The sequence below is a fragment of the Arthrobacter sp. Dra40 genome, from assembly GCF_059091905.1.
Window position 1 is genome coordinate 49,061 of the sequence record NZ_JBNHHB010000002.1, and the last position, 24,206, is coordinate 73,266.

25 protein-coding genes are annotated in these 24,206 nt (G+C 67.1%); 11 read left to right on the forward strand and 14 right to left on the reverse strand.

Annotated features, from left to right (window positions below):
• Positions 1 to 38 precede the first annotated feature (38 nt).
• The gene (locus AC5RWT_RS01710) at positions 39 to 533 is read left to right on the forward strand and encodes a pyrimidine dimer DNA glycosylase/endonuclease V (RefSeq protein WP_494078871.1); all 495 of its coding nucleotides are present in this window, start codon (positions 39 to 41) and stop codon (positions 531 to 533) included.
• 11 nt (positions 534 to 544) lie between these two features.
• Here the strand turns inward: AC5RWT_RS01710 and AC5RWT_RS01715 are convergent, their stop codons facing one another.
• The 3 genes from AC5RWT_RS01715 to AC5RWT_RS01725 all read right to left on the reverse strand — a co-directional run bounded on the left by AC5RWT_RS01715 (position 545) and on the right by AC5RWT_RS01725 (position 2,507).
• Positions 545 to 1,711 carry an aminotransferase class I/II-fold pyridoxal phosphate-dependent enzyme gene (locus AC5RWT_RS01715; RefSeq protein WP_494078980.1) on the reverse strand — a complete coding sequence of 389 codons (1,167 nt, stop codon included), beginning with the start codon at positions 1,709 to 1,711 and terminating at the stop codon, positions 545 to 547.
• A gap of 64 nt (positions 1,712 to 1,775) precedes the next feature.
• Positions 1,776 to 2,198 carry a universal stress protein gene (locus AC5RWT_RS01720; protein ID WP_364649219.1) on the reverse strand — a complete coding sequence of 141 codons (423 nt, stop codon included), beginning with the start codon at positions 2,196 to 2,198 and terminating at the stop codon, positions 1,776 to 1,778.
• 105 nt (positions 2,199 to 2,303) lie between these two features.
• Positions 2,304 to 2,507, reverse strand: coding sequence for a hypothetical protein (locus AC5RWT_RS01725; RefSeq protein WP_364649216.1), 204 nt, complete (start codon positions 2,505 to 2,507; stop codon positions 2,304 to 2,306).
• A gap of 234 nt (positions 2,508 to 2,741) precedes the next feature.
• Between AC5RWT_RS01725 and AC5RWT_RS01730 the strand changes: the two genes are divergently transcribed.
• Positions 2,742 to 3,197, forward strand: a complete 456-nt coding sequence (locus tag AC5RWT_RS01730) for a VOC family protein (RefSeq protein WP_494043110.1) — start codon at positions 2,742 to 2,744, stop codon at positions 3,195 to 3,197.
• A 54-nt stretch (positions 3,198 to 3,251) separates the two neighbouring features.
• Here AC5RWT_RS01730 and AC5RWT_RS01735 read toward each other — a convergent pair whose 3' ends face one another.
• The gene (locus AC5RWT_RS01735) at positions 3,252 to 3,674 is read right to left on the reverse strand and encodes an arsenate-mycothiol transferase ArsC (RefSeq protein WP_494078872.1); all 423 of its coding nucleotides are present in this window, start codon (positions 3,672 to 3,674) and stop codon (positions 3,252 to 3,254) included.
• A gap of 114 nt (positions 3,675 to 3,788) precedes the next feature.
• Between AC5RWT_RS01735 and AC5RWT_RS01740 the strand changes: the two genes are divergently transcribed.
• Positions 3,789 to 4,229 (forward strand): arsenate-mycothiol transferase ArsC, encoded by a 441-nt coding sequence (locus AC5RWT_RS01740; protein WP_494078873.1) that lies wholly within the window; start codon positions 3,789 to 3,791, stop codon positions 4,227 to 4,229.
• A 29-nt stretch (positions 4,230 to 4,258) separates the two neighbouring features.
• Positions 4,259 to 5,236 (forward strand): thioredoxin-disulfide reductase, encoded by a 978-nt coding sequence (trxB, locus tag AC5RWT_RS01745; protein ID WP_494078874.1) that lies wholly within the window; start codon positions 4,259 to 4,261, stop codon positions 5,234 to 5,236.
• An 18-nt stretch (positions 5,237 to 5,254) separates the two neighbouring features.
• Here trxB and AC5RWT_RS01750 read toward each other — a convergent pair whose 3' ends face one another.
• From AC5RWT_RS01750 to AC5RWT_RS01765, 4 genes are all read right to left on the reverse strand, one after another.
• A complete protein-coding gene (locus AC5RWT_RS01750; RefSeq protein ID WP_494078981.1) occupies positions 5,255 to 6,556 on the reverse strand; it encodes an MFS transporter in 1,302 nt (433 codons plus the stop codon).
• Between the two features lie 284 nt (positions 6,557 to 6,840).
• Positions 6,841 to 7,038 (reverse strand): hypothetical protein, encoded by a 198-nt coding sequence (locus AC5RWT_RS01755; RefSeq protein ID WP_494078875.1) that lies wholly within the window; start codon positions 7,036 to 7,038, stop codon positions 6,841 to 6,843.
• Positions 7,039 to 7,115: 77 nt separating this feature from the next.
• A complete protein-coding gene (locus tag AC5RWT_RS01760) occupies positions 7,116 to 7,619 on the reverse strand; it encodes a class F sortase (RefSeq protein WP_494078876.1) in 504 nt (167 codons plus the stop codon).
• 221 nt (positions 7,620 to 7,840) lie between these two features.
• The gene (locus tag AC5RWT_RS01765) at positions 7,841 to 8,614 is read right to left on the reverse strand and encodes a hypothetical protein (RefSeq protein ID WP_494078877.1); all 774 of its coding nucleotides are present in this window, start codon (positions 8,612 to 8,614) and stop codon (positions 7,841 to 7,843) included.
• Positions 8,615 to 9,400: 786 nt separating this feature from the next.
• Here AC5RWT_RS01765 and AC5RWT_RS01770 point away from each other — a divergent pair.
• The gene (locus AC5RWT_RS01770; protein ID WP_494078982.1) at positions 9,401 to 10,237 is read left to right on the forward strand and encodes a sugar nucleotide-binding protein; all 837 of its coding nucleotides are present in this window, start codon (positions 9,401 to 9,403) and stop codon (positions 10,235 to 10,237) included.
• A gap of 135 nt (positions 10,238 to 10,372) precedes the next feature.
• On the opposite strand, the gene AC5RWT_RS01775 is transcribed toward AC5RWT_RS01770, so the two are convergent.
• Both AC5RWT_RS01775 and AC5RWT_RS01780 read right to left on the reverse strand, forming a co-directional pair.
• On the reverse strand, positions 10,373 to 10,828 hold the full coding sequence (locus tag AC5RWT_RS01775) for a DUF4190 domain-containing protein (protein WP_494078878.1): 456 nt from the start codon (positions 10,826 to 10,828) through the stop codon (positions 10,373 to 10,375).
• 87 nt (positions 10,829 to 10,915) lie between these two features.
• Positions 10,916 to 11,455, reverse strand: coding sequence for a TetR/AcrR family transcriptional regulator (locus tag AC5RWT_RS01780; protein ID WP_494078879.1), 540 nt, complete (start codon positions 11,453 to 11,455; stop codon positions 10,916 to 10,918).
• Between the two features lie 120 nt (positions 11,456 to 11,575).
• On the opposite strand from AC5RWT_RS01780, the gene AC5RWT_RS01785 reads away from it, so the two are divergent.
• From AC5RWT_RS01785 to AC5RWT_RS01800, 4 genes are all read left to right on the forward strand, one after another.
• Complete coding sequence (locus AC5RWT_RS01785; RefSeq protein WP_494078880.1) at positions 11,576 to 13,078, forward strand: MFS transporter; 1,503 nt, start codon at positions 11,576 to 11,578, stop codon at positions 13,076 to 13,078.
• Between the two features lie 186 nt (positions 13,079 to 13,264).
• A complete protein-coding gene (locus tag AC5RWT_RS01790; RefSeq protein ID WP_494043121.1) occupies positions 13,265 to 13,615 on the forward strand; it encodes a metal-sensitive transcriptional regulator in 351 nt (116 codons plus the stop codon).
• Positions 13,616 to 13,652: 37 nt separating this feature from the next.
• Positions 13,653 to 13,877 carry a heavy-metal-associated domain-containing protein gene (locus AC5RWT_RS01795; RefSeq protein ID WP_494043122.1) on the forward strand — a complete coding sequence of 75 codons (225 nt, stop codon included), beginning with the start codon at positions 13,653 to 13,655 and terminating at the stop codon, positions 13,875 to 13,877.
• 109 nt (positions 13,878 to 13,986) lie between these two features.
• Positions 13,987 to 16,407: a heavy metal translocating P-type ATPase gene (locus AC5RWT_RS01800; RefSeq protein WP_494078881.1), complete on the forward strand. Its 2,421-nt coding sequence runs from the start codon at positions 13,987 to 13,989 to the stop codon at positions 16,405 to 16,407.
• Positions 16,408 to 16,466: 59 nt separating this feature from the next.
• On the opposite strand, the gene AC5RWT_RS01805 is transcribed toward AC5RWT_RS01800, so the two are convergent.
• From AC5RWT_RS01805 to AC5RWT_RS01815, 3 genes are all read right to left on the reverse strand, one after another.
• Positions 16,467 to 16,742 (reverse strand): DUF2277 domain-containing protein, encoded by a 276-nt coding sequence (locus AC5RWT_RS01805; RefSeq protein WP_494043124.1) that lies wholly within the window; start codon positions 16,740 to 16,742, stop codon positions 16,467 to 16,469.
• A gap of 93 nt (positions 16,743 to 16,835) precedes the next feature.
• Positions 16,836 to 17,555 carry a ZIP family metal transporter gene (locus tag AC5RWT_RS01810; protein ID WP_494043125.1) on the reverse strand — a complete coding sequence of 240 codons (720 nt, stop codon included), beginning with the start codon at positions 17,553 to 17,555 and terminating at the stop codon, positions 16,836 to 16,838.
• Positions 17,556 to 17,823: 268 nt separating this feature from the next.
• A complete protein-coding gene (locus tag AC5RWT_RS01815) occupies positions 17,824 to 19,179 on the reverse strand; it encodes an MFS transporter (RefSeq protein ID WP_494043126.1) in 1,356 nt (451 codons plus the stop codon).
• A 324-nt stretch (positions 19,180 to 19,503) separates the two neighbouring features.
• Here AC5RWT_RS01815 and AC5RWT_RS01820 point away from each other — a divergent pair, with 324 nt between their 5' ends.
• Positions 19,504 to 20,181, forward strand: coding sequence for an NADPH-dependent F420 reductase (locus AC5RWT_RS01820; protein WP_494078882.1), 678 nt, complete (start codon positions 19,504 to 19,506; stop codon positions 20,179 to 20,181).
• A gap of 125 nt (positions 20,182 to 20,306) precedes the next feature.
• Positions 20,307 to 23,018, forward strand: a complete 2,712-nt coding sequence (locus AC5RWT_RS01825) for a PEP/pyruvate-binding domain-containing protein (RefSeq protein ID WP_494078983.1) — start codon at positions 20,307 to 20,309, stop codon at positions 23,016 to 23,018.
• A 78-nt stretch (positions 23,019 to 23,096) separates the two neighbouring features.
• Here the strand turns inward: AC5RWT_RS01825 and AC5RWT_RS01830 are convergent, their stop codons facing one another.
• Complete coding sequence (locus AC5RWT_RS01830; protein ID WP_494078883.1) at positions 23,097 to 24,107, reverse strand: EamA family transporter; 1,011 nt, start codon at positions 24,105 to 24,107, stop codon at positions 23,097 to 23,099.
• Positions 24,108 to 24,206: the final 99 nt, after the last annotated feature.

Below are 24,206 nucleotides of genomic sequence, written 5' to 3' on the forward strand. Positions count from 1 at the left end.
AGGCCGTCCGGCAGGCCGGGTGTGCCTATTCTGGATTAATGCGTATCTGGAGCCTGCATCCCCGGTTGCTCGACGGCAAGGGCTTGGTGGCGTGCTGGCGGGAGACTTTGCTGGCCCAGAAGGTGCTCGCCGGGGAGACCAAGGGTTACCGAAACCACCCGCAGCTGCAGCGCTTCCGTGCCACCCCGGACCCCATGGCCGCCATCGGCGCCTACCTCTGCGGCGTGGAAGCCGAGGCGCTGTTCCGCGGCTACGGGTTCAATGCCGGCCTGATCCGCCAGACACCCGAACTGGTCGTGGGATGTGCGCCCGGCACGCTGGCCCCTCCGATACCGGTCACCACTGGACAGCTCCGCTACGAATTCGAGCACTTGCTGGTCAAGGTGGCCCTGCGGGACCCGGCACACGCGCGGGTCTTGACCGGCGGAACAGACGCGCCCGGAAACAGCCCGGACCCGGCGTACGTCCCGGAGCCGCACCCCCTGTTCACCGTGGTCGACGGGCCGGTGGAGGCCTGGGAGCGGGCCGCCTGACCTTCCGGAGATCAGCCCTCCCGGGCGCGGTTCGCCTGGAACCGGATGATCCGTTCCACGGCTGCGGCCACGGCTTCCGCGCCGGCGGCGAAGGACAGCCGGACGGAGCGGGTGCCGTTGACGGCGTCGAAATCTGCGCCGGGCACCAGTGCCACGCCCTCTTCCTCCAGCAGCGCCTGGCAGTATTCGGCCGAATCCGCGAAGCCTTTCAGCTGGTCCCCGAGGTCGGCGTACAGATAGAACGCGCCGTCGGCCGGTGCCGCCGCTCCCCACTGCAGCCCGTCCAGGTTCTGCAGCAGCACTTCGCGCACCTGGGCGAAGGCGGCCACCGCAGCATCGGCCTGCTTGTAGGAGTCCTCCGTGAACGCCGCCAGCGCTGCCAGCTGGGCCGGCGCCGGCGGGCACAGCGCCACGTTCCCGGCGAGCGCCTCGATGGCCAGGGCGAGGTCGGCGGGCATCAGCGCCCAGCCCAGCCGCCATCCCGTCATGCCCCAGTACTTGGAAAAAGAGGAAATGACGACGCCGGTGCGGTCCAGTTCCCAGGCGCAGGTTCCGCGGGCGTCGGGGTCCGAGGGATCGGCCGGGTAGGTGATGCCGTGGTAGATCTCGTCGCTGACCAGCCGGACAGCGTGCTCGGCGCACCAGGCGGTGAGGGCGGCCAGTTCGCTGCGCGTCACCATGGTGCCGGTGGGGTTGGCGGGCGACGCCAGCACCAGTCCCGACAGCGGTCCATGTGCGGCGGCCGCGGCGTCCAGCAGCTCCGGCGTGGGCTGGTAGCGGACCTCCGGCCCGCAGTCGATCTCCACCACCTCGCAGCCGAGCGCGCGCAGGATGTTCCGGTAGGCCGGGTAGCCGGGCCGTGCCAGCGCCACCCGGTCCCCCGGGTTGAACGCGGATAGGAAAGCCAGCAGGAACCCGCCGGACGACCCGGTGGTCACTGCCACTTCCTCAGCCGACACATCCAGCCCGTACCAGCGCCGGTAATGCCCGGCGATCGCCGTCCGCAGCTCACGGATGCCCAGCGCGCTGGTGTAGGTCAGTGCCTGGCCGGAGGCATGGATCTGGGCGGCCTGCTCCGACACCGCCCGCGGCGCTCCGCCCGAGGGCTCGCCGGCACACAGCGAAATCACGTCCTGGCCCGCGGCGCGCATCTCCGCCACCCGGTCCAGGATGTTCATCACCTGGAACGGCGGCACCTGGGCCCGGTCGGACACCTGCAGTTCGTTCACGGCCCGGCGCCAGCTACGCGGTCTTGGCGATGTAGACGTCGCAGGCCGCCTTGTGCGTGACCGAGCTGGCCACGCTGCCGAGCACCCGGCCCAGCCCCTGCATCCCGACGTTGCCCACCACGATCAGGCGGGCGTTGACCCGTTCGGCTTCGGCCACCAGCGCGTCCTGGGGTTTGCCCAGCACGGCAGTGAAACTGGTCCGCAGCCCTTCCGCGCCCAGCTCCGTCGCGACATCGCGGGCAACCTTCTCGGCCTTTTCCGACTCGTGGATGAACCACTTGTCGTTGCCGATCTCCACGACTTCGGTCGTATCGGACTCGTGGGCGGTAACCACGCGGAGCTCGGCGCCCATGGATGCGGCGAGCTTCGCCGCCGTGCGCGCCGCCTTCATGGCGGTTTCGCTGCCGTCTACTCCTACGATGATGATTCCGGCCATTGGGCCACCCCTTCGAGCACGTCGTCTAACGGCCATGTGGGCCGATTCACACCAACTTACCCGCCCCGGGGCCGATCCGCCGGGAGCCGACCGCCGTCGTCGTTATCAGTCAACGAACTCCGACTGGGTCTCGATGAACTCCCAGTCCTCCTCCGGGAGCGTGGCCTCCTTCAGGTCCGGCCCGCCTGCCTCGTAGACCGCCGCGGCCGCATCGGGATCCACCACGTCGGCGCGCAGGTTCTCCCGGAACCACTGCTTGTGCCCCGTCGGCAGTTTCAGCCACCACTGTTCAATCCGCAATTCCGCCATCTCACGCATCCTCTGCTCGCCGGTACCTCCACCGTAGGTCGGCCGGTCGCGGCGGACAAGGGACGTGCGGCCGGCGGCGCCAGCAGGCAAAGGACGTGACGCCGGCGGGTGCCGCCTTCAACTATCTCCGCCGATAGCCATTGGCGGGAACGCACCGGAGTGTCAAGGTGGACATCGTCCGCAACCACCCGGCCGCCGACAGATCCGGCGGCCGCTTTCTGAAAAGGACCACCCATGGACCGCATGGTTTTCATCAACCTCCCCGTCAGCGACCTGAAGAAGTCCACCGACTTTTACAAGGGCTTGGGCTACACGCAAAATCCGGACTTCTCCTCCCCGGATGCCTCCTACATGACCATTTCCGACACCATCGCGGTGATGCTGTTGACGGAGGAGTTCTTCGGCAAGTTCCTCCGCAACGGCACCCCGCATCTGGGCTCGGATGCCAAGGAAGTATTGGTGGCCCTCAGCGCCGAATCGAACGAGGAAGTGGACCGGTTCCTGGCCAACGCTCAGTCCGGCGGCGGCACCGTCTACCGGCCCGCGGAAGAGGAGATGCCCGGGATGTACGGAGCCGCCATGGCGGATCCGGACGGCCATGTCTGGGAGATCATGTACATGTCGCCGGAGGCGTTGCAGGGTACCGTGCAGGAGAACACGTCCGACAAAGACGCCGGCGCCGGCATCTAGTTCGGCGGCGCGGGCCGGTGACGTGGCGGTCGCCGCCTTCGGCGCGCATACGGGCTAGCGGCCGGTCAGTTCCTGCTGCAGGCCGCGCACCTTGGCGGCGATCTGGTCGCGGACCAGGCGCATCCGCTCCTCGCCGTGGATCCCGCGCAGGCTCGGTTCCTCAATCTCCCAGCGCTCGTACCGGGTGCCGGGGAGTTCCTCCAGTTGCGCGTTGCTGCCCAAGATGACTACGACGTCGGCGCTTCGCTGCGCTTCGTCGGTCACCGCCGTCGGGACTTGGCTGGAGATGTCGATGCCCAGTTCCGCCAAGGCGGCGGCGGACTCCGGGTTGACGGCTTCACCCGGCTTCGTGCCGCAGGAGTGGACGTCGACCGTGCCGGCCGCGGCGGCTTCCATCAGGCCGGCGGCCATCGGCGATTTCCCGCTGTTGCTGGAGCAGACGAACAGGACGCTGGGCTTCTCGGCTTTGTACCTCATGCCTGCCATTATCTCCGGCGCACCCTATGGGTCTGCCCGAACTTCTGGCACAGTGAAGGGAAGCAGCCGGCGCCGGCAGCGGTGGCCGGGAGCCGATCGACGCGAAGGGCCGCCATGACTGCCGAACCGACGGGCGCCGTCCGCCCCACTGTCCTGTTCGTGGCCGTGCGCGACGCCGGACGCTCCCAAATGGCCGCCGCCTACCTGACCCAGCTCGCCGACGGCGCCCTCAACGCCCGCTCGGCCGGCACCCGGCCGGCTGCGAGGCTGGACTCCGCCGTGGTTGATGCCATGGCGGAAGAGGGCATCGATCTGTCCTCGGCGCGGCCGGCGGAAGTGACGGTCGAATCCATCAACAACGCCCAGATGGTGGTGACCCTGGGCTCCGGCAGCGAATGTCCGGTGGTTCCGGGCCGGCGCTACGAAAACTGGGACGTGGACGACCCCGCCGGCCAGCACCCGGACGGGGTCCGCGCGGTCCGCGACGACATCAAGCACCGCGTGCAGCAGTTGATGTCCGAGCTGCAGCCGGCCCTGCATCCGGACGCCCAGTAGACCTTGCCCATGCTCTGGAGGAGCTCAGGATGAACAGCGAGAAGCTCATCATTGTCGGTTCCGGCCCGGCCGGTTACACCGCTGCCATCTACGCCGCCCGTGCAGGCCTGGCGCCGCGGGTCCTGGCCGGCTCAGTCACCGCCGGCGGCGCGCTGATGAACACCACGGAGGTGGAGAACTTTCCGGGCTTCCCGGACGGCGTCCAAGGGCCGGAGCTGATGGAGCTGCTCCAGAAGCAGTCGGAGAAGTTCGGCGCAGCTGTGGAGTACGACGACGTTGCCTCCGTTGAGCTCTCGGGCCACCTGAAAAGCGTGACCACTTTGGGCGGCGACGAGTACCAGGCGCCGGCGGTCATCTTGGCCACCGGCTCGGCCTACAAGGAACTCGGGCTGCCGGACGAGAAACGGCTGTCCGGCCACGGGGTGTCCTGGTGCGCCACCTGCGACGGGTTCTTCTTCCGCGACCAGGACATCATCGTCGCCGGCGGCGGCGATTCGGCGATGGAGGAAGCGCTCTTCCTGACGCGCTTCGGAAAATCGGTCACCGTCGTCGTCCGCCGGGACACGCTCCGTGCCTCCAAGATCATGGCTCAGCGGGCCAAGGACAACCCCAAGATCCGCTTCGAGTGGAACAGCACCATCACCGCGATCCACGGCGACAGCAAGGTCACCGGGGTGACGCTGGCCGACACCGTCTCCGGTGCGACCCGCGAGCTGCCGGCGGCCGGCCTGTTCGTGGCGATCGGTCACCTGCCGCGCACCGAACTGGTCAAGGGCCAGATCGAGCTGGACGACGCCGGCTACATCAAGGTGGACTCGCCCACCACCGTGACCAGCATCCGCGGCGTTTTTGCCTGCGGCGACGCGGTGGACCACCGCTACCGGCAGGCCATCACCGCCGCGGGCACGGGCTGCGCCGCCGCATTGGATGCCGAACGCTACCTGGCCGCGCTCGACGATGCGGACAGCATCGCCACGGCGATCGTGGAAGACGAGACGCACGGCTGATCCGAGGCGCCTCCCGATCTATGGCTTCTCCGGCACCTGGGCCGAGCGCGCATAGGACGCCGAAACGCGGCGGTAGACCGGGGTCAGAAAGGCCAGCAGCGCGGCCACGATCATGATGATCCCCGCCGCCAGGAACACCAGGGCGATGCCGCGGGACGTGCCCTCGCCCAGCAGCGGGGCCAACTGGGCGGCGCCTTCAGCCGACCGCGCATACGGGATGATCCAGACCTGCGCGATCGGCGCAATCAGGAACGCGGTGATCGGCGCTGCCGCCGACTCAAAGGCCATGGCGAAACCGAACACCCGTCCCTGCCGCTGCAGCGGCACCACCTGCTGGATGATCGTCTGTTCGGCGGCCTCCACGAAAGGCACCAGGACCAGATACAGCCAGATCCCGGCGATATACAGCCAGGCCCACTCCCGCAGCGTGAACACCGCGCCAAGGGCACCCATCACGATCACCGCGATGAGCATGGTGCGCAGCGGATTGCGCCCCAGTCCGAATTTGCTGATCAGCCACCCGCCCACAATGAACCCGGTGGCGCCGAGTGCGAAGTACGTCCCCCACAGCTCCACGGGGAACAGCTCCAGACCGTAGGGATCCATCAGCGCCATGTAAACGCCGCCGATGAAGTTGTTGAACGTGGAGAACACGATCAAGGCGAACAGGCCAGTGATGGCCAGCACGGCGGCGAGCGAGCCGCGCAGGTCGAATCCGCCGTGCGCATCCGTGGCGGCCGCGCGCACCTCCTCCGGCATGCGCAGCGTCAGCAGGTGCGCAAAGGCCACCGCCGTGAGCACCAGCGCGACGGCGATGGTCCCGCCCATCCCGAGCAGCCCCACCGAGAGGCCGGAAAGCACCGAGGTGACAATGAACATCAGCCCCTGCACCATGCCCACCAGCCCGTTGGCGTTGGCCCGCCGGTCCGGCTCGATCAAAATGGTGACCGTGGTGGACAGGGCGATGTTGCGCATGTTCTCCACCACCGCCCCGGTCAGGATGATCAGGGAAAAGATCCAGAACCACGGCTGGTCCAGGTCCACCAGCGAGGCCTCGGGGGTCAGCAGGAACATGACCCCGGACAAGAGGAACATCACCAGGGTGAATCCGGCCGCGAAGCGCATCACCGCCAGCTTGCGGTAGCGGTCCACGAAAGTGCCGAAGCTGATGCTGGAAAGCGCTATCAGCAGCATGTACGCCCCGCCGATGACGCCGGTGGCGATAACATTGCGTGTCTGCAGGTACACCCAGAACGTCAGGGCGAACCACAGGTAGCTGGTGGTGATGTTGGCCAATGCCGTATTCACCAGGATCCCCATGAACGTGCGGGACCGCTGCGCAGGGCTGCGCACGGTCGTGTCGACTGCTTCCGGGTCGGCCAGGCGCTCTGGATTGCCCGGGCGCGTGTCGGGGCCATCCACTCCCGGTGCGGAAACGACAGCCGCGTCCGCGTGAAAACCCGTTCCGCCACCGTCAACCGCAGCAGTTTCGGATCCGTCCGGTTCCTGCTCGGTCATGCGTTCCAGTTTACTGAGAACCCACCCGCGCGGACACCGTTGCTGCCATAAGAATGACCCCGGGAACCGCGGTTCCCGGGGCGCCTTTAGCTGTTCCCGGATTCGTCTTCTGGCACGTCCGCGTCCTCGTCCGCTTCCTCGTCGTCGTCCGCGTCCTCGTCCTCGTCGATCGCGGTGCTGATGAGGTCCACCCGATCTGCAGGCGTCAGTCCCTCATCCTGCTGGATTTCCTTGATGTCATCGCTGTCGATGCTTTCTTCGGGGTTCTGAGGGTTGTCGGTCACGATTGGCTCCTTGCTGGCCGCATGATGTCTTAAGCTTGTCTGGCGGAACTCCAGATGTCGATTCCGATTGGCGCCCGTCACTGCCTCTCCCCCGCGCCAACGATGAGTTTCCCGTAGGCGACCAGGTTGTCTTCAAACCTGCCGTTCTGCACGTTATACCCATCGCAGGTGATGAGCCGGATCTCTGCCCGCTTGGTATTCCCGTACACCTGCAGGGCAGGGAAGCTGTCTTTGGCATAGCGTTCAATGGCCGTCAACCGGAAGACCGCGGTCGACCCGTCATCACGCTTTATTTTGACTTCGTCTCCGGGGACCAATTCATGCATTCTGGCGAAAACACCCGGCCCGCCGCCCAGTGCGTTCACATGCCCAAGCAGGATCGAGGGCCCTCTTTCCCCCGGTGTCGGAGAATTGACGTACCACCCTGCCGGGGAGCCGGCCTCGCCCGGCGGCACCTCCAAGGTGTGATTTGCCCGTTGGGCCAGACTCATAATGTCGCTGCGAAGACCAATCCGGGGAATGCTCAAAGCTGAAGGTCTGGCCTTTTCCAAAACAGGTGAACTGCCGCCGGTAGCGGCCACGGGTGCTTTGGATGCAGCCGTGCGATGGTCAGCCTGTTCCGGGTTGTGCCCCGCTTCGTGTTCTTGGCCCGGGCCGGGCGTCTGCTCGACGGCGGTGTTCGACGGCGCGGCGGGCGGGGGCGCCCCCGCACCGGAGGGGGCAGCGCAGGCCGCATTTAGGGCCAGGACAAGGGCAAGCCCGGCGCCAAAGGGTACCCCTGCCCTGTCCCTGCTCACGCCAATCAATCCTTGATAGCAGAGCGCCGGCGGACGGCGGCCGCCGCTGTGCCTGCGGCCAGCAGAACTCCCAGACCCGCGGCGACGGCGATTGCGTTTCCATCTGTGGGCGCAGGGGTCTCAATGCCGGTGTCGGGAGCTTGACCAGGCATCGGCCCGGCTATCTGGGAAGCAACCAGAGTTCCGCAGGCTGCAGGGAGAGTGGCGGCCAGCGGCAACCCGGGGGCTTCAGGGCTCATTTCATTCTGGGCGGCCGCAGGAAGTTTATTCGGGTCTACGCCGTGGACTTCTACCGTTGCGGTTCCGGCCTGGATCGCCTGTACTGTTGCCGGGTCCAGGGTCAGAGTCCGTTCGTAGGAGTAGGCGCCTCCGGCAGGGAAGCGGTCAGTTGCCACCGTCGAAGCCGGACTGGTGTCCCCCTGAACGGTCAGCGAGGTACTGACGGCACCAGCGTAAGGCTCGCCCTCGGGCGAACTGACAACGCCGTCGCCGTTGGTGTCTGCGGCCGGCCCTGCGCATACCCCCTGGCCGCCGATGTGAATATGCTGGCCGTGCGGGAACGGCGCGTTCATCCAAATTTCCGCGGCGCCCGAGACATTCATGGTGACCGTTGCCTGCTGCCCATGTATCTCGATCATCGCTTGTCCAGCGGTTCCGCTGTTATTGGCAGGTGCAAGGTTGGCCTGCCACACGCCGTCCTGGGCCGCGGCCGGCCCGGCAGCGAAAGCCATCGCGCCAAGCGCGACAGCAGGGGCAATAAGAAGAGTCTGCGGCTTCATGATTAGGCCTCTCAGAATTAGTAAGGGTACTTACGGTATCTACCGTGCGTGACACCCTATTGCACCGCCCGCAATCTGAAAAGGCTTTTCTCGGAGGATTTACCCCTCCCGGCCTGAAAAGGCCGGGTACCCCCCTCCGCACCCCGTGGACAACACCTCCACATGAGCTGCGGGCTACACACTGCCCGCTGGCACTCGAACGACGAGCGGCTCCCCGAGGCCGCGTTGCTTCCGCACCGCCGGTGTAGGCCCGCTTAAAGTTCTTCGATCAGGGCGTGCAAGGCATCCAAATGGCTGCGCAGCGCCCCTCGTCCGTCATCGGTCAGGTTGCTAACAGCCCCACAAGTAGATTCCATTGGAAAGTACTTGTCGGGAATCTGGCTGTCGGCGAGCCGGATGGGGGCGGGCCAGGGTGCCGAGGCCGGTGTCCGACGGCAGGCGCATGTACGCCATACGCCACATTGAAGCGGAACGGTAAGGAATGCTGCTGTCAGCAGGGCGGTAGCTGCGACTTTGCGCCTCCTCGAACACCTTGGCCATCAGCGACCCTTACTCTCCTCGGTCCAATGTGGCGCATTATGTACGCCTGCTCTTCCGAACCTCGGGTTCAGCTACTTCCCCGGCTAAGATTCAACGCCCAACGCTGATCCTTGACAGCATCGTGAACCGCTGTGGTCCCCGGGAGACTATGCCACATGGCACGGGGGACAATAAGGGCCTCACATGGCGCAAGCGGAGGAGCTTGGATTGTCAAACATGCCCGACTCAGTTGGAACAGTGCACGAAATGCCTGGGCGGATCCTGCTCGTCGGTTGCGGGAAGGTCGGTACGCGTCTGGGCCAGCGCCTCCTAGGCGCAGGGGCGCAGGTGTTCGCGCTCCGCCGAAACACGGCCGTCCTGCCTGCCGCATTCTCCGCCCTGCCTGTTGACCTCCGGGAACCGGTCCGGCATGAATTGCCTAGCGTTGATGCGATGGTTGTTACCCTCACCCCCGACACCCAAGCGGCTGCTGACCGGTCGGATGGTTACCTCGCCGCACTCAGGAACCTCTCCGCCGCACTACCGACTAGGCCGCGAAGAGTGGTATGCGTTTCCTCCACCCGCGTGTTCGAAGGGAAAACAGAACAGCGGGCGCTCACAGAAGTGGACACCCCCGCCCCGGTGACTCCGCGAGGTAGGAGCCTTCTTGACGGAGAGCTTCTCGCGTCCGAGCTCTTCGGCGCGCATATCGTCAGGCCTGCTGGGATTTACGGGCCTGGGCGAGAGATGCTTCTGAGGAAAGTCATCGAGGGCACCCCGGTCCAGTATGCGAAGCGTACGAACCGCATCCACGAGACCGATCTGGTCCGAACCCTGCAAGCACTGCTGTTCGCAGAGAATCTGCCGCCTACCCTGCACGCCGTCGATCAGGCTCCTGCGGCACTGGGCGAGGTCGTCACTTACATCGCACACCGGCTGGGACTCCAACTACCCCCGAGGATCCAGCCCGAGGTTGCCAGCGGGACGGTCCTCAGCGGCGCGCGGCTCCTCTCGTTACTTGGAACCTTGCAGTACCCAACATTCAAAGCAGGGTATGACCAAATCCTCGCCTCACGTAACGAGCAAACCTCCCCGCAAGCCTGACGGGAACCACGGCAACTCCTGAAGTCGTGGGCCATTCTGTCCAACGGAGCATAAGATTCCCGCCCGATCAGAAACCAGGAGCCGGTGCGGCCCCGGGAAGGGTCGCACCGGCTCCTGGTGAAGAGGCTGGGAAGGTCAGCTGCAGGTGTAGGTGACGCCGTCCTCGAAGTGGGTGCCCGGCCCGAGGTCGCCACAGACCTCCACCATGTAGGCGATGCCTACGATCGTGATGATGGTGAACAGGATCAGCAGCACGGTCCCCACCGCGCCGATGATGATGCCCGCCAGCGCGAAGCCGTTCTTGGCGTTGGCGCGCTTGGACTGCACCATGCCGATGATGCTGACGATCAGGCCGGCCACGGTCAGCGGACCGAGCAGCGACAGGACAAAGCCGACGATTCCCATGGTCTTGCCGGGAACCGGCTGTCCCGGGACGGGCTGGCCCGGGTAGCCGTACGGGGCGTTCTGCTGCGGGTAGGTTTGCTGGCCGGCTCCCTGCTGGGGGTAGGTCGGGTAGGTGCTTTGGGGTGCCTGCGGCAGTCCGGACGTGGTGGGTTCGGGGTATTCCCCGGGACCGTTAGGGGTGGACATGGGTTCCTCTCATCGTGGGGTGCGGTGCGTGATTATACGGTTCATCCTGTCGCACGAAACCAGCTAAGCCCAAAACGAGGGCCCGAATCAGCCGCGTCCGACCAACGCGTCGACCTGTTGTAGCAGGGCTTCCATCTCGCCGTCGGCCATCTGATGCTGCTGCGCATCCGGCGAAACGAACGTCGCGCTGTAGTACAGACCGTCGCCGATCAGCTTCACCGCTTGGGCCACGGCCCGGCTGCCCAAGGCCTGCTCCAACGTGTCCAGCCAGAGTTGCTGGATCCGCGCGAACGTCTGGGCTGCAGCGGGGTGGCCCTGCTGGACCAGCCGGGCCAAGGCTACGATCGCGCGGTCCAGGGGTGAGTCAACGTAGTTGGAGGTCCGCACGTAGTAGCGGGCCGCACCCTCCGGGGCACTACTGATCCGCTCCGCGTCCTCGGCCGACAGTTCCGCGAGCCGGTCGCAGAGCCCCTCGACCATCGCCTCCTTGGAAGGGAAGTGGTAGAGCAGCCCGCCTTTGGACACTCCGGCAGCCGCCGCAACGGCATCCATGGTGGCGGCTCTCTCGCCCTCTTTAATCAGGATGTCCTCGAAGTTGTCGAGGATCCGGTCTTTCGCACTGGCCATCCAACCATCCTAGGACGCAGTCCTTCCGCTGCGTCGGCAATGCTGAGCCGGCTTGTCAGTATACCGTCCAGACGGTACAGTTAAAGGATCATCCAAACCCCTGTTTCCGAAAGATGCACCATGCTTACCGTCACCCAGCGCGCCGGCCGCAAGGAATGGACCGCCCTGACCGTTTTGATGCTGCCGGTCCTGCTGGTCGCCGTAGACAACACCGTGCTGAGCTTTGCCGTGCCGGCCATTTCGCTGGCCTTCAACACCAGCGGCACCACGCTCTTGTGGATTATCGACATCTACCCGCTGGTGCTCGCGGGCCTGCTGGTGGCGATGGGCAGCCTGGGCGACCGCTTCGGCCGTCGCAGGATGCTGATGATCGGCGCCGCCGGCTTCGCCGCACTCTCCGCCCTGGCCGCGTTCTCGCCGAGCGCAGAGCTGCTGGTTGCCGCCCGCGCTGGCCTGGGCATCTTCGGGGCCATGCTGATGCCGGCCACCCTGTCCCTGATCCGGAACATTTTCACCGACCGGAGCCAGCGGCGCCTGGCCGTGGCCATCTGGGCCGCCGGCTTCTCCGCCGGCGCCGCGCTCGGCCCGCTGCTGGGCGGCGTACTGCTGGAGCACTTCTGGTGGGGTTCGGTGTTCCTGCTGGCGGTTCCCATGCTGCTGCCGATGCTGGTGCTGACACCGGTGTTTGTGCCGGAGTCGCGCGACCCCGAGCCGGGGCCGGTGGACGTGCCCAGCATCCTGCTTTCGGTCGCCGCGCTGCTGCCGGTTGTCTTCGCCATCAAACAGTTGGCCGCCGGCGGGGACCCGACTGCCATCGCCGCGGCCGCCGCCGGCATCCTGTCCGGCTGGCTCTTTGTCCGCCGCCAGCTGCAGCGTTCGAATCCCATGCTGGACGTCCGGCTGTTCCGCTACCGCCCGTTCACCGGCGCCGTGTTGGTCAACCTTTTGGCCGTTTTCTCCCTGGTGGGCTTCCTCTACTTCGTCTCCCAGCACCTCCAGTTGGTCCTCGGACTCAGCCCGCTGCGGGCCGGCCTGGTGCTACTGCCCGGCCTGTTGGTGACGATCGCCGCCGGGCTGCTGGCGGTGCCGCTGGTGCGCCGGGTTTCCCCGCACCTGGTGGTGGCCGGAGCCCTGCTGTTGTCCGCGGCGGCGTACTGGCTGGCGGCCTCCACCCCGGACGCCTCGGCTTTGACCTTGATGGCCGCGTTCGGACTGCTCGGCGCCGGCGTCGGCGCTTCCGAAACGCTCTCGAACGACCTGATCCTCTCCAGCGTCCCGGCGGCCAAGGCCGGCGCGGCCTCCGCCGTGTCAGAGACGGCCTACGAAGTCGGCTCCGTCTTCGGGACCGCGGTGCTCGGCAGCATCCTCGTCGGCGCCTACCGGCAGAACATCGACCTGCCGTCCGGGCTGACCGCCGAACAGCAGCACGCCGCCGGCGAGACCCTGGGCGGCGCCATCACCGTCGCGGATCAGCTGCCGGAGCGCACCGGTGCCGCCTTGCTCGACTCCGCGGTCCACGCCTTCGACAGCGGCGTCACCGTCACCGCCGGACTGGCAGGCGCCCTGATGGTCGCGTCCGCGTGGCTTGCTTTCCGCACCCTGCGCACGCCGCAACACCAGTAAGTCCCACGGCCGCCCGGCACCTCCACCGGGCGGCTTGGTGCGCCCCGCCCCGCAAGCAGCACCGCCGTCGTCGTCGCCCTGCCATCACCCATCCGCCGCCCCGCACCCATGGCATCCGCCACAAACCCTTGCGTCATACCCCTAGGGGGTATACCTTGGTCGTGTAGTCCCCGGAATGAGGAAGCCATGAACCACACCTCCCTGCCCAGCGTTACTGACCCCGCCGCCGTCGACGAGCACATCGGCCACGCCTACACCTCGGACAAGGACGCCTACCTGCGCCGCTTGAAGCGGGTCGAAGGCCAGGTCCGCGGCATCGCCCGCATGGTGGAAGAGGACAAGTACTGCATTGACATCCTCACCCAGGTGGCCGCGGTCAACAAGGCCTTGCATGCGGTGAGCGTCGGCCTGCTCGAAGACCACATCGGACATTGCGTGGTCGGCGCCGCCAAGGAATCCGAGCTCAACGACGATCCGCGGATCGTCCAGGACAAGGTCAAAGAAGCCTCGGACGCCATCGGCCGGCTACTGCGCTGACGCCACCCTCCCCGAACACCCACCCCAGGAGATTTTTATGAGCACCACCACCATCAGCATCGACGGCATGACCTGCAGCCACTGCGTGGACGCCGTAACCGAAGAACTCAAGGCCCTCGACGGCGTCCAGGACGTCAGCATTCGCCTGAACAAGGGCGGTATTTCCACCGCCACGGTCCGCTCCGAGGCCCAACTGGATCCGGCACAGGTCGGCGAAGCCGTCGCCGAAGCCGGGTACACCGTCGTCGCAAACATCGCTTAACGCGTACGACGGCGGCGCCTCCCGCCGCCGCCCGTTACCTTCCTTGCCCAGCACCTGATGTGCCGCGTCAGCCCGCGGCCCGCCCACCGAGAATCGAGATGACCAGCTGATGGCCTCCCATCCCGCCACCCAGGACCCTGTAGTCGATCCGGCTCCGGCCCGGACCGTAGAACTGGCGATCGAAGGCATGACCTGTGCCTCCTGCGTGAACCGCGTGGAGCGCAAGCTCGGCAAGATCGAGGGCGTCGAGGCGAGTGTGAACCTGCCGCTGGAATCCGCCGTGGTGAACGTCCCGCACGGAGTCACCGACCAGCAACTGCTGGATACGGTGAACGCCACCGGCTACAAGGCGCGGGTGAAGCAGCAGCCGCATGCCGGCCGCGCCTCGGACCACGGACCTGCAGGATCAGGTCACGCCGGGCATCCCGAAGCTGACCACCATGACCACGACGGCGCCGCGGACCGCGGCGACCACGCGGACCATGAAGACCACATGGCGCACGGCGGTACCGCCGACCAGCTCCGGCCGCGCCTGTGGACGGCCGCGATCCTCACCGTGCCGGTCTTCATCATCTCGATGATTCCCGGCGCCCAGTTCCCGCACTGGGGCTGGGTCGCCTTCGCCCTGAGCATCCCGGTGGTGTTCTGGGCGGCCTGGCCGTTCCACCGCGCCGCCGCGGTCAACGCCCGGCATTTTGCCTCCACCATGGACACGCTGGTGTCCATCGGCGTGCTGGCGGCCTTCTTCTTCTCCGCCTGGCAGCTGGTCATGGATCCGATGATGACCGAACACGTGCACGGCAACATGGCCGAGCACGCCCTGTACTTTGAGACCGCTGCGGTAGTGGTGACCTTCCTGCTGCTGGGCCGCTACCTCGAAGCCAACGCCAAGCAGAAGGCCGGCGACGCGCTGAAGTCCCTGCTGGACCTGGGTGCCAAGGAAGCCACCGTGCTGCGAAACGACGTCGAAATGAAGGTGCCGGCGGCCGACCTGGTGCCCGGCGACATCATGGTGGTCCGGCCCGGCGAAAAGATTCCCACCGACGGCTACGTGGTAGACGGGCACTCCGCCGTCGACACCTCGCTGCTGACCGGTGAATCGGTGCCGGTGGAAGTGGACGTTGACGACACCGTCATCGGCGCCACCATCAACACCTCCGGCCGGCTGCTGGTCCGCGCCACCCGGGTGGGCTCGGAGACCACGCTGGCGCAGATGGGCCGGCTGGTCAGCCAGGCCCAGGCCGGCAAAGCCCCGGTCGCCCGGCTGGCGGACCGGATCAGTTCCGTCTTCGTGCCGATCGTGCTGGTCATCGCCGTCGTCACGTTCATCCTGTGGATGGTGTTCACCGGTGACCTGCGGTCGGCCTTCACCGCAGCCGTGACGGTGCTGGTCATCGCCTGCCCGTGTGCGCTGGGACTCGCCACGCCGACCGCCCTGCTCACCGGCACCGGCCGGGCTTCCCAGCTGGGCATCCTGATCAAGGGGCCGCAGATCCTCGAGGACACCCGGCACGTGGACACCATCGTGCTGGACAAGACCGGCACCGTGACCACCGGTCAGCAAGCGGTGGATGGCGTGGTGGCGCTGGCGGACCGCAGCGAAGACGACGTCCTGCTGCTGGCCGGCGCCGTCGAGGCCGGCTCCGAGCACCCGATCGCCCTGGCCATCGTGGCAGCTGCCCGGGACGTGGCGGCGCGCACCGCAACACCGGTCGACGGCGGCACCGGTGCCTGGGACGGCAAGGCTGACGCTGCGCTGCCGGCCCTCGCCGACTTCCACAGCACGGCGGGCGGCGGTGTCCGCGGCACCATCACCGAACGCGACGGCCGCGCCAGCACCGTGGTGGTGGGCCGCAACAACTGGATGGACGAGAACGGCATCTCCCTCTCCGACGAGCACCGCCGGGTCCTGCTGGAACAGCAGCAGGCCGGGTCAACCGCGGTGTGGGTCGCCGTGGACGGAGCGGTTATTGGAATCGTCAACCTCCAGGACACCGTCAAGGAGCACTCGGCGGCTGCCATCTCCCGGTTTAAAGAGCTGGGCCTGCACCCCATCCTGCTCACCGGCGACAACGCCGCCGTCGCCGCCGAGGTGGCGGCCGAGGTCGGCATCGGGCCGCAGGACGTCTTCGCCGACGTGCTGCCGGAGGAAAAGGTGGCGGCGATCCAGCGGCTGCAGGAGCAAGGCAAGACCGTGGCCATGGTGGGCGACGGCGTGAACGATGCTGCCGCGCTGGCCCAGGCCGACCTCGGCATCGCCATGGGCGCCGGGACCGACGTGGCCATCGAGGCCGCGGACCTGACCGTGATGGGCAGCAATCTGGTCCAGGTAGTGCAGTCCATCGAGCTGAGCCGCAAGACGCTCTCCACCATCAAGTCCAACCTGTTCTGGGCCTTCGCCTACAACACGTTGGGCATCCCGGTGGCGGCCTTCGGCCTGCTCAACCCGATGATCGCTGGCGCGGCGATGGCCGCCAGCTCGGTGTTGGTGGTGGCCAACTCGCTGCGGCTGCGCCGCTTCGGCCGCTAGCCGGCCGACCCGTGCCTCCCCCACTTCGGGCGGTATGGACCGGGCCCTGGCCCGCGCACCTAGACGGTGGCCCCGTAGCGGACGGCGGCGCGGGCGCGGGCCTTGGCTGCTTCTTCGTCGCGGTTCTTCGGCGGCGCCGCCGTCACCAGATCGTCGAGCAGGTGCGCGGTGATGTGCGCGATTTCGTGCACCGCTCGGTTGAACGCTTCCTCGTTCGCCTTCGACGGCTTGTTGCTGCCGCTGACCTTGCGCACGTACTGCAGGGCGGCGGCCTCGATTTCGGCGTTCGTCGCCGCGGGTTCGAAATTGTGAAGCTGGCGGATATTCCGACACATGGCGGGCCCTCCGGTGTAGGTCGTGGCTGCTGGCTTGTTCCAGTCTGCTCCCCCGCCGCGGCATCGCACCACCCCCTCCACGTTGCCGCGGCCTCAGGGTTTGCCGAGGATCTCCACGAGGGTGAACGAGAGGCCGAAACCGACGGCGATCGCGATGCCGGTGGCTGCGCCGGCGTCCCGGATGCCCTCCGGCACCATGCGGACCGTCACGTTCGTCAGGACGCCACCGCCGGCAAAGGCGAGCACGAAGGCAACCACCTCGGGCGGAGCAGGCCCGAGCAGCAACGTAAACAAGGCCACGGATAGGCCGCACAGGACCGTCATGGTTAACCAGGCGGTCATGACGTGGCGGCGCGTCAGGCCGGCCTTGCGCAGCGGGCCGGTGTCGGCCATGGCCTCGGGCACACCGCAGAGGAAGACCGCGGCGAGCACGGCGGCAGTGAGGCCGTAACCGCTGACCAGGCCGCCGGAGATGACGACGGCTTCGGCGACCACGGACAGCCCGATCACCAGGAACCGGGGCTCGTGGAGAGGGGGTGCGGACAGCCGTGTGTCCCGTCTGGCCCCGTTCACCACCCACGACGTCGCCACCGCACCGCCGACCAGCCCCGCACCGACGAAACCGCTCCCGCCGGCCAGCCGGCCGGCTTCATCGATGAGCTTGTAGGCGACGGCCGACAACAGGGCGCCGGCGCCGAGGCCCGTCAGGACACCGAGCAGCAGACTGTTGACGACCCGCCACCGCAGGGCAAGCAATCCGCCCAGAAAGTAGGAGGAGCCAGCAAGCAAGCCCCAGCCAAATGCCTGCAGCATCGGCATCCCCTTCGGCTCAGGCGCTGAAGCACCGCGCCTAGGCATCATCCCGGAACTGGCAAGAGGATGGCAAGACTTGAGCGGCGCCAGCGTCACGCATGCAGACCAAGGAATATAAGCGGGGTGCGTGTTTCCAGCGGAATACTTCGGCTTGCAGCCACCAGCTCGGGTGGCTGCAGGCCGCAGGAGTGTGGAACTGCGACGGCGGGGCTCGGCACTGTGCCGAGCCCCGCCGTCGTTGTGGGGGTGCTTGAGGAGCTACCGGTGGTTAGTGCTTTCCGGCCGGTTCCTGCTCGCGGGCCGCTTCGCTCTTCGGGGCGACCGATGCCAGCACGGGCTTGCCCAGCATCGAGATCACCACGGCGCCGATCAGCATGGGGATGATGAACAGGAAGTACAGGTCGGTGGGCTGCCAGCCGCCGTCCATCAGCGCGCCGGCGATGATCGGCGAGGCGATGGCGCCGACGCGGCCCATGCCGATCACCAGGCCCAGTGCGGTGCCGCGCACGTCGGAGGTGTAGTAGGTGGGGCTAATGGCCAGCATGCCGGCGATTGGGGCGTTGGAGCCGAAGCCGACCAGGGCGGCGGCGAACAGCGCGCCGGCCAGCGATCCGGTGGAGAGCGAGAACGCGCCGAAGGTCAGACCGCCGATCACGAAGAACACCGCGAGGACCTTGCGCATGGGGAAGCGGGCCCCGAAGGCGCCCAGAACCACTGCGCCGATGATCGCGCCGACGCTGAAGAGCACGCCGGCGGTGATGCCGTCCTGCTGGCTGAAGCCGCTGGCGGTGACCAGCTTGGGGGTCCAGGAGTTGGCGAAGTAGAAGCTGGCCATCAGGATGAAGTACGCCAGCGAGATCAGGATGGTGCGGCGGGCGTTGACGCCGGTCAGCACGTCCGCGAAGCGGGACTTCTTCTTGGCCGGGGCCTCCGGCAGCTCGGGTAGCTCGGCGACCGCCGGCTGGTCGATCCGGCGCAGCACCTTGTTGACGCGCTGCAGGGCATTCTCCGGCCGGCGCACCAGCAGGAAGTCGACCGATTCGGGGACGGCCTTCCAGATGAACGGGATCATGACCACGGTGATGGCGGCGCCGAAGAGGAAGGCGGAGCGCCAGCCGAACGCGGTGATCAGTGCACCGGTGGCCATGCCGCCCAGCACACCGCCGATCGGCTGCCCGATGCTGACCAGGGCCAGCGCGGTGGAGCGCCGCTTGGCGTTGGAAAACTCGGACGCCAGAACGTTGGCTGTCGCCTGCAGGGTGCCCACGGCCAAGCCGGTGATGAAGCGCAACACAACTAGCACGCCGTAGCCGGGCGCGAAGGCCGAGACCAGCATGCCCACCGCCACGATGGCCGCGCCGATCACCAGCGTCTTCTGCCGGCCAATCACGTCCGCCACGCTGGACACGAAGATGGATCCAATCGCCATGCCGACCAGCGCGGAGCTCAGCAGCACGCCCAGCTGGCTGGCGCTCAGGCCCCAGTCCTCCATCACGGCGTTGGCGCTGAACGCCATCACCAGGACGTCGAAACCGTCGATCATGTAGAGCGCCATACAGATGGCGATGACGCCAACCTGCGTGCGCTTCATGGGAGCCGCCTCGATGCGGGCCTTGATATCCATAGCGGGGCCTAACTTGTTGCTGGCACGGCCGCTTGGAGCGGCCACATGTCTAACTGAACGTCCGGTAAGTTCGTTGAGCCATCAACTATATGACCTGCGCGACCAGGCCCTGTGCCACACGCCATAGATATGTGAGCAAGCTCTCGTGGCGGGCGTTACAGTTCCTGCGTCCCTGAGCCTCGATGATCCACCGGCCTGACCACGTCTGAGCGATAACATCTTTGCGACTTCTCCATCCGGGCTGGCTCGCCTCCCGTGGGTGGAGCACAGTTGGTGAAGGGGGCACCTTCGATCGGGGAAAGCCGGAATTAACAGGAGAACATCATGAAAACTGCAGTCCTCGGAACCGGCGGGGCCGGCCGAACCATCGCAGCACGCCTTGCCGAGCTCGGCCACACGGTCACTATCGGAACCCGCGATCCTGAAACCACGCTGTCCCGGACCGAGGCTGACGGCATGGGCACTCCGCCCTTCGCCGCCTGGGTCGCCGACAACGCCGGCGTCGATGTCGCCACCTTCGCCGACGCTACGGCCGGCGCAGAGCTGATCATCAACGCAACCAAAGGCGGCGCGTCCCTGGACGCCCTGACCCAGGCCGGTGCCGAAAACCTCGACGGCAAAGTCCTACTGGACATCGCCAACCCGCTGGACTTCAGCCACGGAATGCCCCCGACCCTCTTGGTCAAGGACACTGATTCCCTCGGCGAGCAGATCCAGCGGGCCTTCCCGGCCGCGCGCGTCGTGAAGTCCCTCAACACCCTCAACGCCGAACTCCAGGCCTATCCGGCCCGGCTCCCCGAGGCCGGCACGGTCTTCGTCTCCGGCAACGACCCCGCTGCCAAGACCACGGTCACCGAGCTCCTGAAGGACTTCGGCCACCAGGAGGTGATCGACCTCGGCGACATCACCACCGCCCGCGGTGCCGAAATGCTCCTGCCCCTCTGGCTCCGCCTCTACGGCGCGCTCGGCACGCCCCTGTTCAACTTCAAAATTGTCCGCTGACCACTTGCGCTGCCTGTTGAATTCTTGCAGGGGCTGGCCTTAGAGTCGCATGAATAATTTCTGCCCGTCTGGTGATGGGGTCAATGATGGATAGCGCAGAGCAGCCGACACCACGTCCAGTGGGCATGGTTATCGATCTGGCCGACGCGGATGCAGGCATGTTGCCGGATGTTGGGGGCAAGGCCGCCAACCTCGGCGTGCTTCTGGCGGCAGGATTCCCCATCCCGGACGGCTTCTGCGTCCGCACCGCTGCCTACCGGCAGGCAGCGACCGCTGCAGGGCTGGACCCGGTGCTCGAGGCTCTGCAGGTGTCTTCCGACCGGGCGGGCGCGGACGCCGGACGGACAGCGCTCAGAGAGGGGGAACCGGATCTGACCGGGTTCGCCGAGCAGATACGCACCAGACTCGAAGCCACCTCCGTACCCGAGGACATCGCCGAAGCCATCCTTGCCGCCTACGCCCAGCTGGGCGAGGACACTCCGGTGGCGGTGCGGTCCTCCTCCACGGCGGAGGACCTCCCGGAAGCCAGCTTCGCCGGCCAGCTGGACACCTATCTCAATGTCATCGGCCCGGACTCGCTCTTGGCCGCGGTCCGCCGATGCTGGGCCTCCCTGTGGACGCAACGGGCCGCGGCCTACCGCGCGGATCACGGGATTGCCCCGGGCTCTGTCGGCATCGCCGTCGTTGTTCAAAAAATGGTCGATGCCGCCGTGTCCGGGGTGTTGTTTACGGCCAACCCGCTGACCGGCCGGCGTCAGGAGACCGTGGTCGACGCGGCGCCCGGACTCGGCGAGGCGCTGGTCAGCGGGGCCGTGAACCCGGACCAGTTCAGGGTCAATGCCGCTACCGGTGAAATCCTTGAGCGCAGGCTGGTGGACAAGCGCATCGAAATCCGGGCCATCCCCGGCGGCGGCACCGGGCGTGTTCCTTTGGAGGACGGCCAGCGGCAGGCGTGCCTGACCGACGAACAAGTTCAGGCCCTGGTTAGGCTCGGCACCCTCGCGAAGGAACACTTTGGCGAGCCGCAGGATCTGGAGTGGGCCATCGAAGCGGACGGCGAAATATGGGTGGTGCAATCCCGCCCGATCACCACGCTGTATCCGCTGCCCGAGCCATACGACCGCGACGACGGTGCCCGTGCCTATCTGTGCGCAAGCCTGCTGCAAGGGCTGACCCGGCCGCTGACGCCCATGGGGATGGCATCCGTCGATCTGATGGCGGGCAGCAACCGGGCCGCGTGGGCAAGCGATGGCGAGGCTGTCTACCGGTTTGCCCAAGTCGGAATGCGCATTTATCTCGACGTCACCCCGCTATTGCGCAGCAAGGGCGGCCGCAGCGGCATACTGCGCTTGATGAAGGCGGCTGATGCCCGGTCCGTGGACGTGTTGAGGCACCTGGCAGTCGACCCCCGGTTCTCGCTCATCAAGGAGTCCCGCTTGGCGTCGCTGAAGTCAACCTTCCGCGCCTTCCCCCAACTGCGCATGCTTCCGCACGTCCTGCGAGCGATGGCCAACCCCGCCGCAGCGATTGAACGGGCACAGGAGTCGCGTACCGAGTTCGATCGGACGCTGATTCTGCAAGAGCCAGCCTCCGGTGCCCGGCGTCTGGACTTCGTGGAGCGCGTCCTCGCCAAAGACGTCACACCCGTCCTCATCCGCGAATTGCCACCGCCCGCGGCCGGGTACATCTGGCTGGGTCTGGCCCGTTTGGCGCTGGGCCGGCTGGCCCAGCCCGGCGACCTGCAGACGGTACTGCGCGGCTTGCCGCACAATGTGACCACGGAGATGGATCTGGACCTCTGGCGCACCGCCAGTGTGATCCGCGAGGACCCTGAGTCAGTCCGCACACTCACAGAGGAAGACCCCCAGTTACTGGCCCGCCGCTATCTTGAGTGCGCGCTGCCCGCCGTCTGCCAGAGCGAATTGCGCGCTTTCCTCGCCACCTATGGTCACCGCTCCGTGGCCGAGATTGACCTCGGCATCCCCCGATGGTCCGAGGACCCGGCCCACATCATCAATGCCCTGGCCAACTACTTGAAACTGACGGACCCGGAGCTCGCGCCGAACCGGCAATTCAAGCGAGCCGCAGAAACGGCCGAAGCCAAAGCATCCGAGCTGGCCGGACGGGCCCGCGGAAGGTCCAGACTGCGCGGAAGAATCGTGGCCCACAGCCTACGACGCGCACGCGCAACCGCCGGCATGCGCGAGTCCCCCAAGTTCCGCCTCATCGCCACCCTCGCCGCCCTCCGCAGGCAGCTTCGACTGGTGGGCGAGGAACTCGCCGCCGCCGGCCGCATCACGGCACCCGACGACATCTTCTTCCTCGACTTCACGGAAGCCCGCGTGGGGCTGCGCGGCGCGGACCTGCGCGGACCCGTCGTCGACCGCCGCCGAAACTACCAGCGCGAAATGCGGCGCACGCACATCCCCCGGTTGCTGCTTTCGGACGGCACCGACGTCGAAGCCGCGATGGCTGCGGAAACCCGCGCGGCTTCGTCGGCGGAAGGCAAGCTGCGCCCGGGAACCCTGGTCGGGGCGCCGGCCTCCGCCGGCACGGTGACCGGCAAAGCCAGAGTCATCCTGGACCCGGTCAGCACAGAGCTGGAACCCGGCGAAATTCTCGTTGCCCCGTCAACCGACCCGGGATGGACTCCCCTGTTCATGACCGCCGCGGCACTGGTGATGGAAATGGGCGGGCCCATTTCCCACGGAGCCGTCGTCGCCCGCGAATACGGGATACCCGCCGTCGTCGGGGTCCCCGAGGCAACCACGCGAATCAAGACCGGTGACACCCTCTCCGTGGACGGCGCCGCGGGGACGATCGTCGTGGAAGCATGACCTCACGCATCAGTACCCTTTTCACCGGCGGTGCCTCTGGGCGGAATCAGCCCGGACCTGCGGCTGCGTGCGGACGGCTCAGCTGACCCGGCTTTCCCGGCCGCCTGTCCTGGGGCGGCGCCGTCTGGCGAGCTTGGGGCCGCGCAGTTCGTCGGAGCGGACCAGCACGACGCCGGCCACGATCAGCACGCCGCCGACCAACTGGATGATGGCGGGGAGCTCGCCCAGCAGCAGCCAGGCCCAGATGACGGCGAACAGCACCTCGGTCAGCGAGACGAAGGATGCCACCTTGGAGCCGAGGGCCCGGGCGGCCATGATGCCGGTGACATAGGAAAGCACCGTGGACAGCAGCACCAGCCCGGCCAGCGGAACCCACCACTGGGTATGCCAGCCGGCGAACTGCACGTCGGCAGTGCTGAAGGCCATCGGCAAGATCTGCACCGCGCCTAAAACGACGATGGCGGCACCGCCCACCAGTAGGCCGCCGGCGGCCAGGACCAGCGGGGGAAGCGAATCATTCTGCTTAGCGGTGATGAAGAAGTAGACCACCAGGCACACTGCCGCGCCGAGCCCCCAGAGCACGCCGGCCGGATCGAGCTTTACCGGCCCAAAGACATCCAGGACCAGCATCAGCCCGGCCACCGCGACGACGGTACCGGCGATGGTCGCCGGGCGAGGCCTCCGGCGGCTGGTCAGCCACAGCCAGAGAACAATCAGCACGGGGGCCAGGAACTCCAGCAGCAGCGCGACGCCCACGGACAGGGTGGCCACGGCGTTGAAGTAGAAAAGCTGGCAGCCGGCCACGCCGATCAACCCGAAGAGCACAATGGTCTTCCAGTTCTGCCGCAACTGGTTCCACCGGCCGCGCAGCATGTACGCGGCGGGCAGGGACAGCACCAGCGCCGCGGCCACCATGCGCACCGCCACCGCGGAACCAGGCGTCCAGCCGGCTTCCAGCAGGCCCTTGGCAAATGATCCCGAGAGCCCGAACACCGCCGAGGAAGCCAAGGCAATGCCGACGCCGGCCACGGCGGAACCGGGGTGCGGCGGTGCTGTCTGGGTGCGCTGCTCGGCGGTGGTGGAAGACATGGGTGGTCCTTCGAGGATGTGCGGTTCGCTCCCGGCGCAGCGTGGGCCTGTCAGGAGTCATAAGAGGTATACTCCTGACAATAATACCGCCCATGTTCA

Coding starts and splice junctions, on each gene's coding strand:
- AC5RWT_RS01710 (WP_494078871.1), top strand. CDS start 39: ATGCGTATCTGGAGCCTGCATCCCCGGTTGCTCGACGGCAAGGGCTTG.
- AC5RWT_RS01715 (WP_494078980.1), bottom strand. CDS start 1,711: ATGAACATCCTGGACCGGGTGGCGGAGATGCGCGCCGCGGGCCAGGAC.
- AC5RWT_RS01720 (WP_364649219.1), bottom strand. CDS start 2,198: ATGGCCGGAATCATCATCGTAGGAGTAGACGGCAGCGAAACCGCCATG.
- AC5RWT_RS01725 (WP_364649216.1), bottom strand. CDS start 2,507: ATGGCGGAATTGCGGATTGAACAGTGGTGGCTGAAACTGCCGACGGGG.
- AC5RWT_RS01730 (WP_494043110.1), top strand. CDS start 2,742: ATGGACCGCATGGTTTTCATCAACCTCCCCGTCAGCGACCTGAAGAAG.
- AC5RWT_RS01735 (WP_494078872.1), bottom strand. CDS start 3,674: ATGAGGTACAAAGCCGAGAAGCCCAGCGTCCTGTTCGTCTGCTCCAGC.
- AC5RWT_RS01740 (WP_494078873.1), top strand. CDS start 3,789: ATGACTGCCGAACCGACGGGCGCCGTCCGCCCCACTGTCCTGTTCGTG.
- trxB (WP_494078874.1), top strand. CDS start 4,259: ATGAACAGCGAGAAGCTCATCATTGTCGGTTCCGGCCCGGCCGGTTAC.
- AC5RWT_RS01750 (WP_494078981.1), bottom strand. CDS start 6,556: ATGGGGATCCTGGTGAATACGGCATTGGCCAACATCACCACCAGCTAC.
- AC5RWT_RS01765 (WP_494078877.1), bottom strand. CDS start 8,614: ATGAAGCCGCAGACTCTTCTTATTGCCCCTGCTGTCGCGCTTGGCGCG.
- AC5RWT_RS01770 (WP_494078982.1), top strand. CDS start 9,401: ATGCCTGGGCGGATCCTGCTCGTCGGTTGCGGGAAGGTCGGTACGCGT.
- AC5RWT_RS01775 (WP_494078878.1), bottom strand. CDS start 10,828: ATGTCCACCCCTAACGGTCCCGGGGAATACCCCGAACCCACCACGTCC.
- AC5RWT_RS01780 (WP_494078879.1), bottom strand. CDS start 11,455: ATGGCCAGTGCGAAAGACCGGATCCTCGACAACTTCGAGGACATCCTG.
- AC5RWT_RS01785 (WP_494078880.1), top strand. CDS start 11,576: ATGCTTACCGTCACCCAGCGCGCCGGCCGCAAGGAATGGACCGCCCTG.
- AC5RWT_RS01790 (WP_494043121.1), top strand. CDS start 13,265: ATGAACCACACCTCCCTGCCCAGCGTTACTGACCCCGCCGCCGTCGAC.
- AC5RWT_RS01795 (WP_494043122.1), top strand. CDS start 13,653: ATGAGCACCACCACCATCAGCATCGACGGCATGACCTGCAGCCACTGC.
- AC5RWT_RS01800 (WP_494078881.1), top strand. CDS start 13,987: ATGGCCTCCCATCCCGCCACCCAGGACCCTGTAGTCGATCCGGCTCCG.
- AC5RWT_RS01805 (WP_494043124.1), bottom strand. CDS start 16,742: ATGTGTCGGAATATCCGCCAGCTTCACAATTTCGAACCCGCGGCGACG.
- AC5RWT_RS01810 (WP_494043125.1), bottom strand. CDS start 17,555: ATGCTGCAGGCATTTGGCTGGGGCTTGCTTGCTGGCTCCTCCTACTTT.
- AC5RWT_RS01815 (WP_494043126.1), bottom strand. CDS start 19,179: ATGGATATCAAGGCCCGCATCGAGGCGGCTCCCATGAAGCGCACGCAG.
- AC5RWT_RS01820 (WP_494078882.1), top strand. CDS start 19,504: ATGAAAACTGCAGTCCTCGGAACCGGCGGGGCCGGCCGAACCATCGCA.
- AC5RWT_RS01825 (WP_494078983.1), top strand. CDS start 20,307: ATGGTTATCGATCTGGCCGACGCGGATGCAGGCATGTTGCCGGATGTT.
- AC5RWT_RS01830 (WP_494078883.1), bottom strand. CDS start 24,107: ATGTCTTCCACCACCGCCGAGCAGCGCACCCAGACAGCACCGCCGCAC.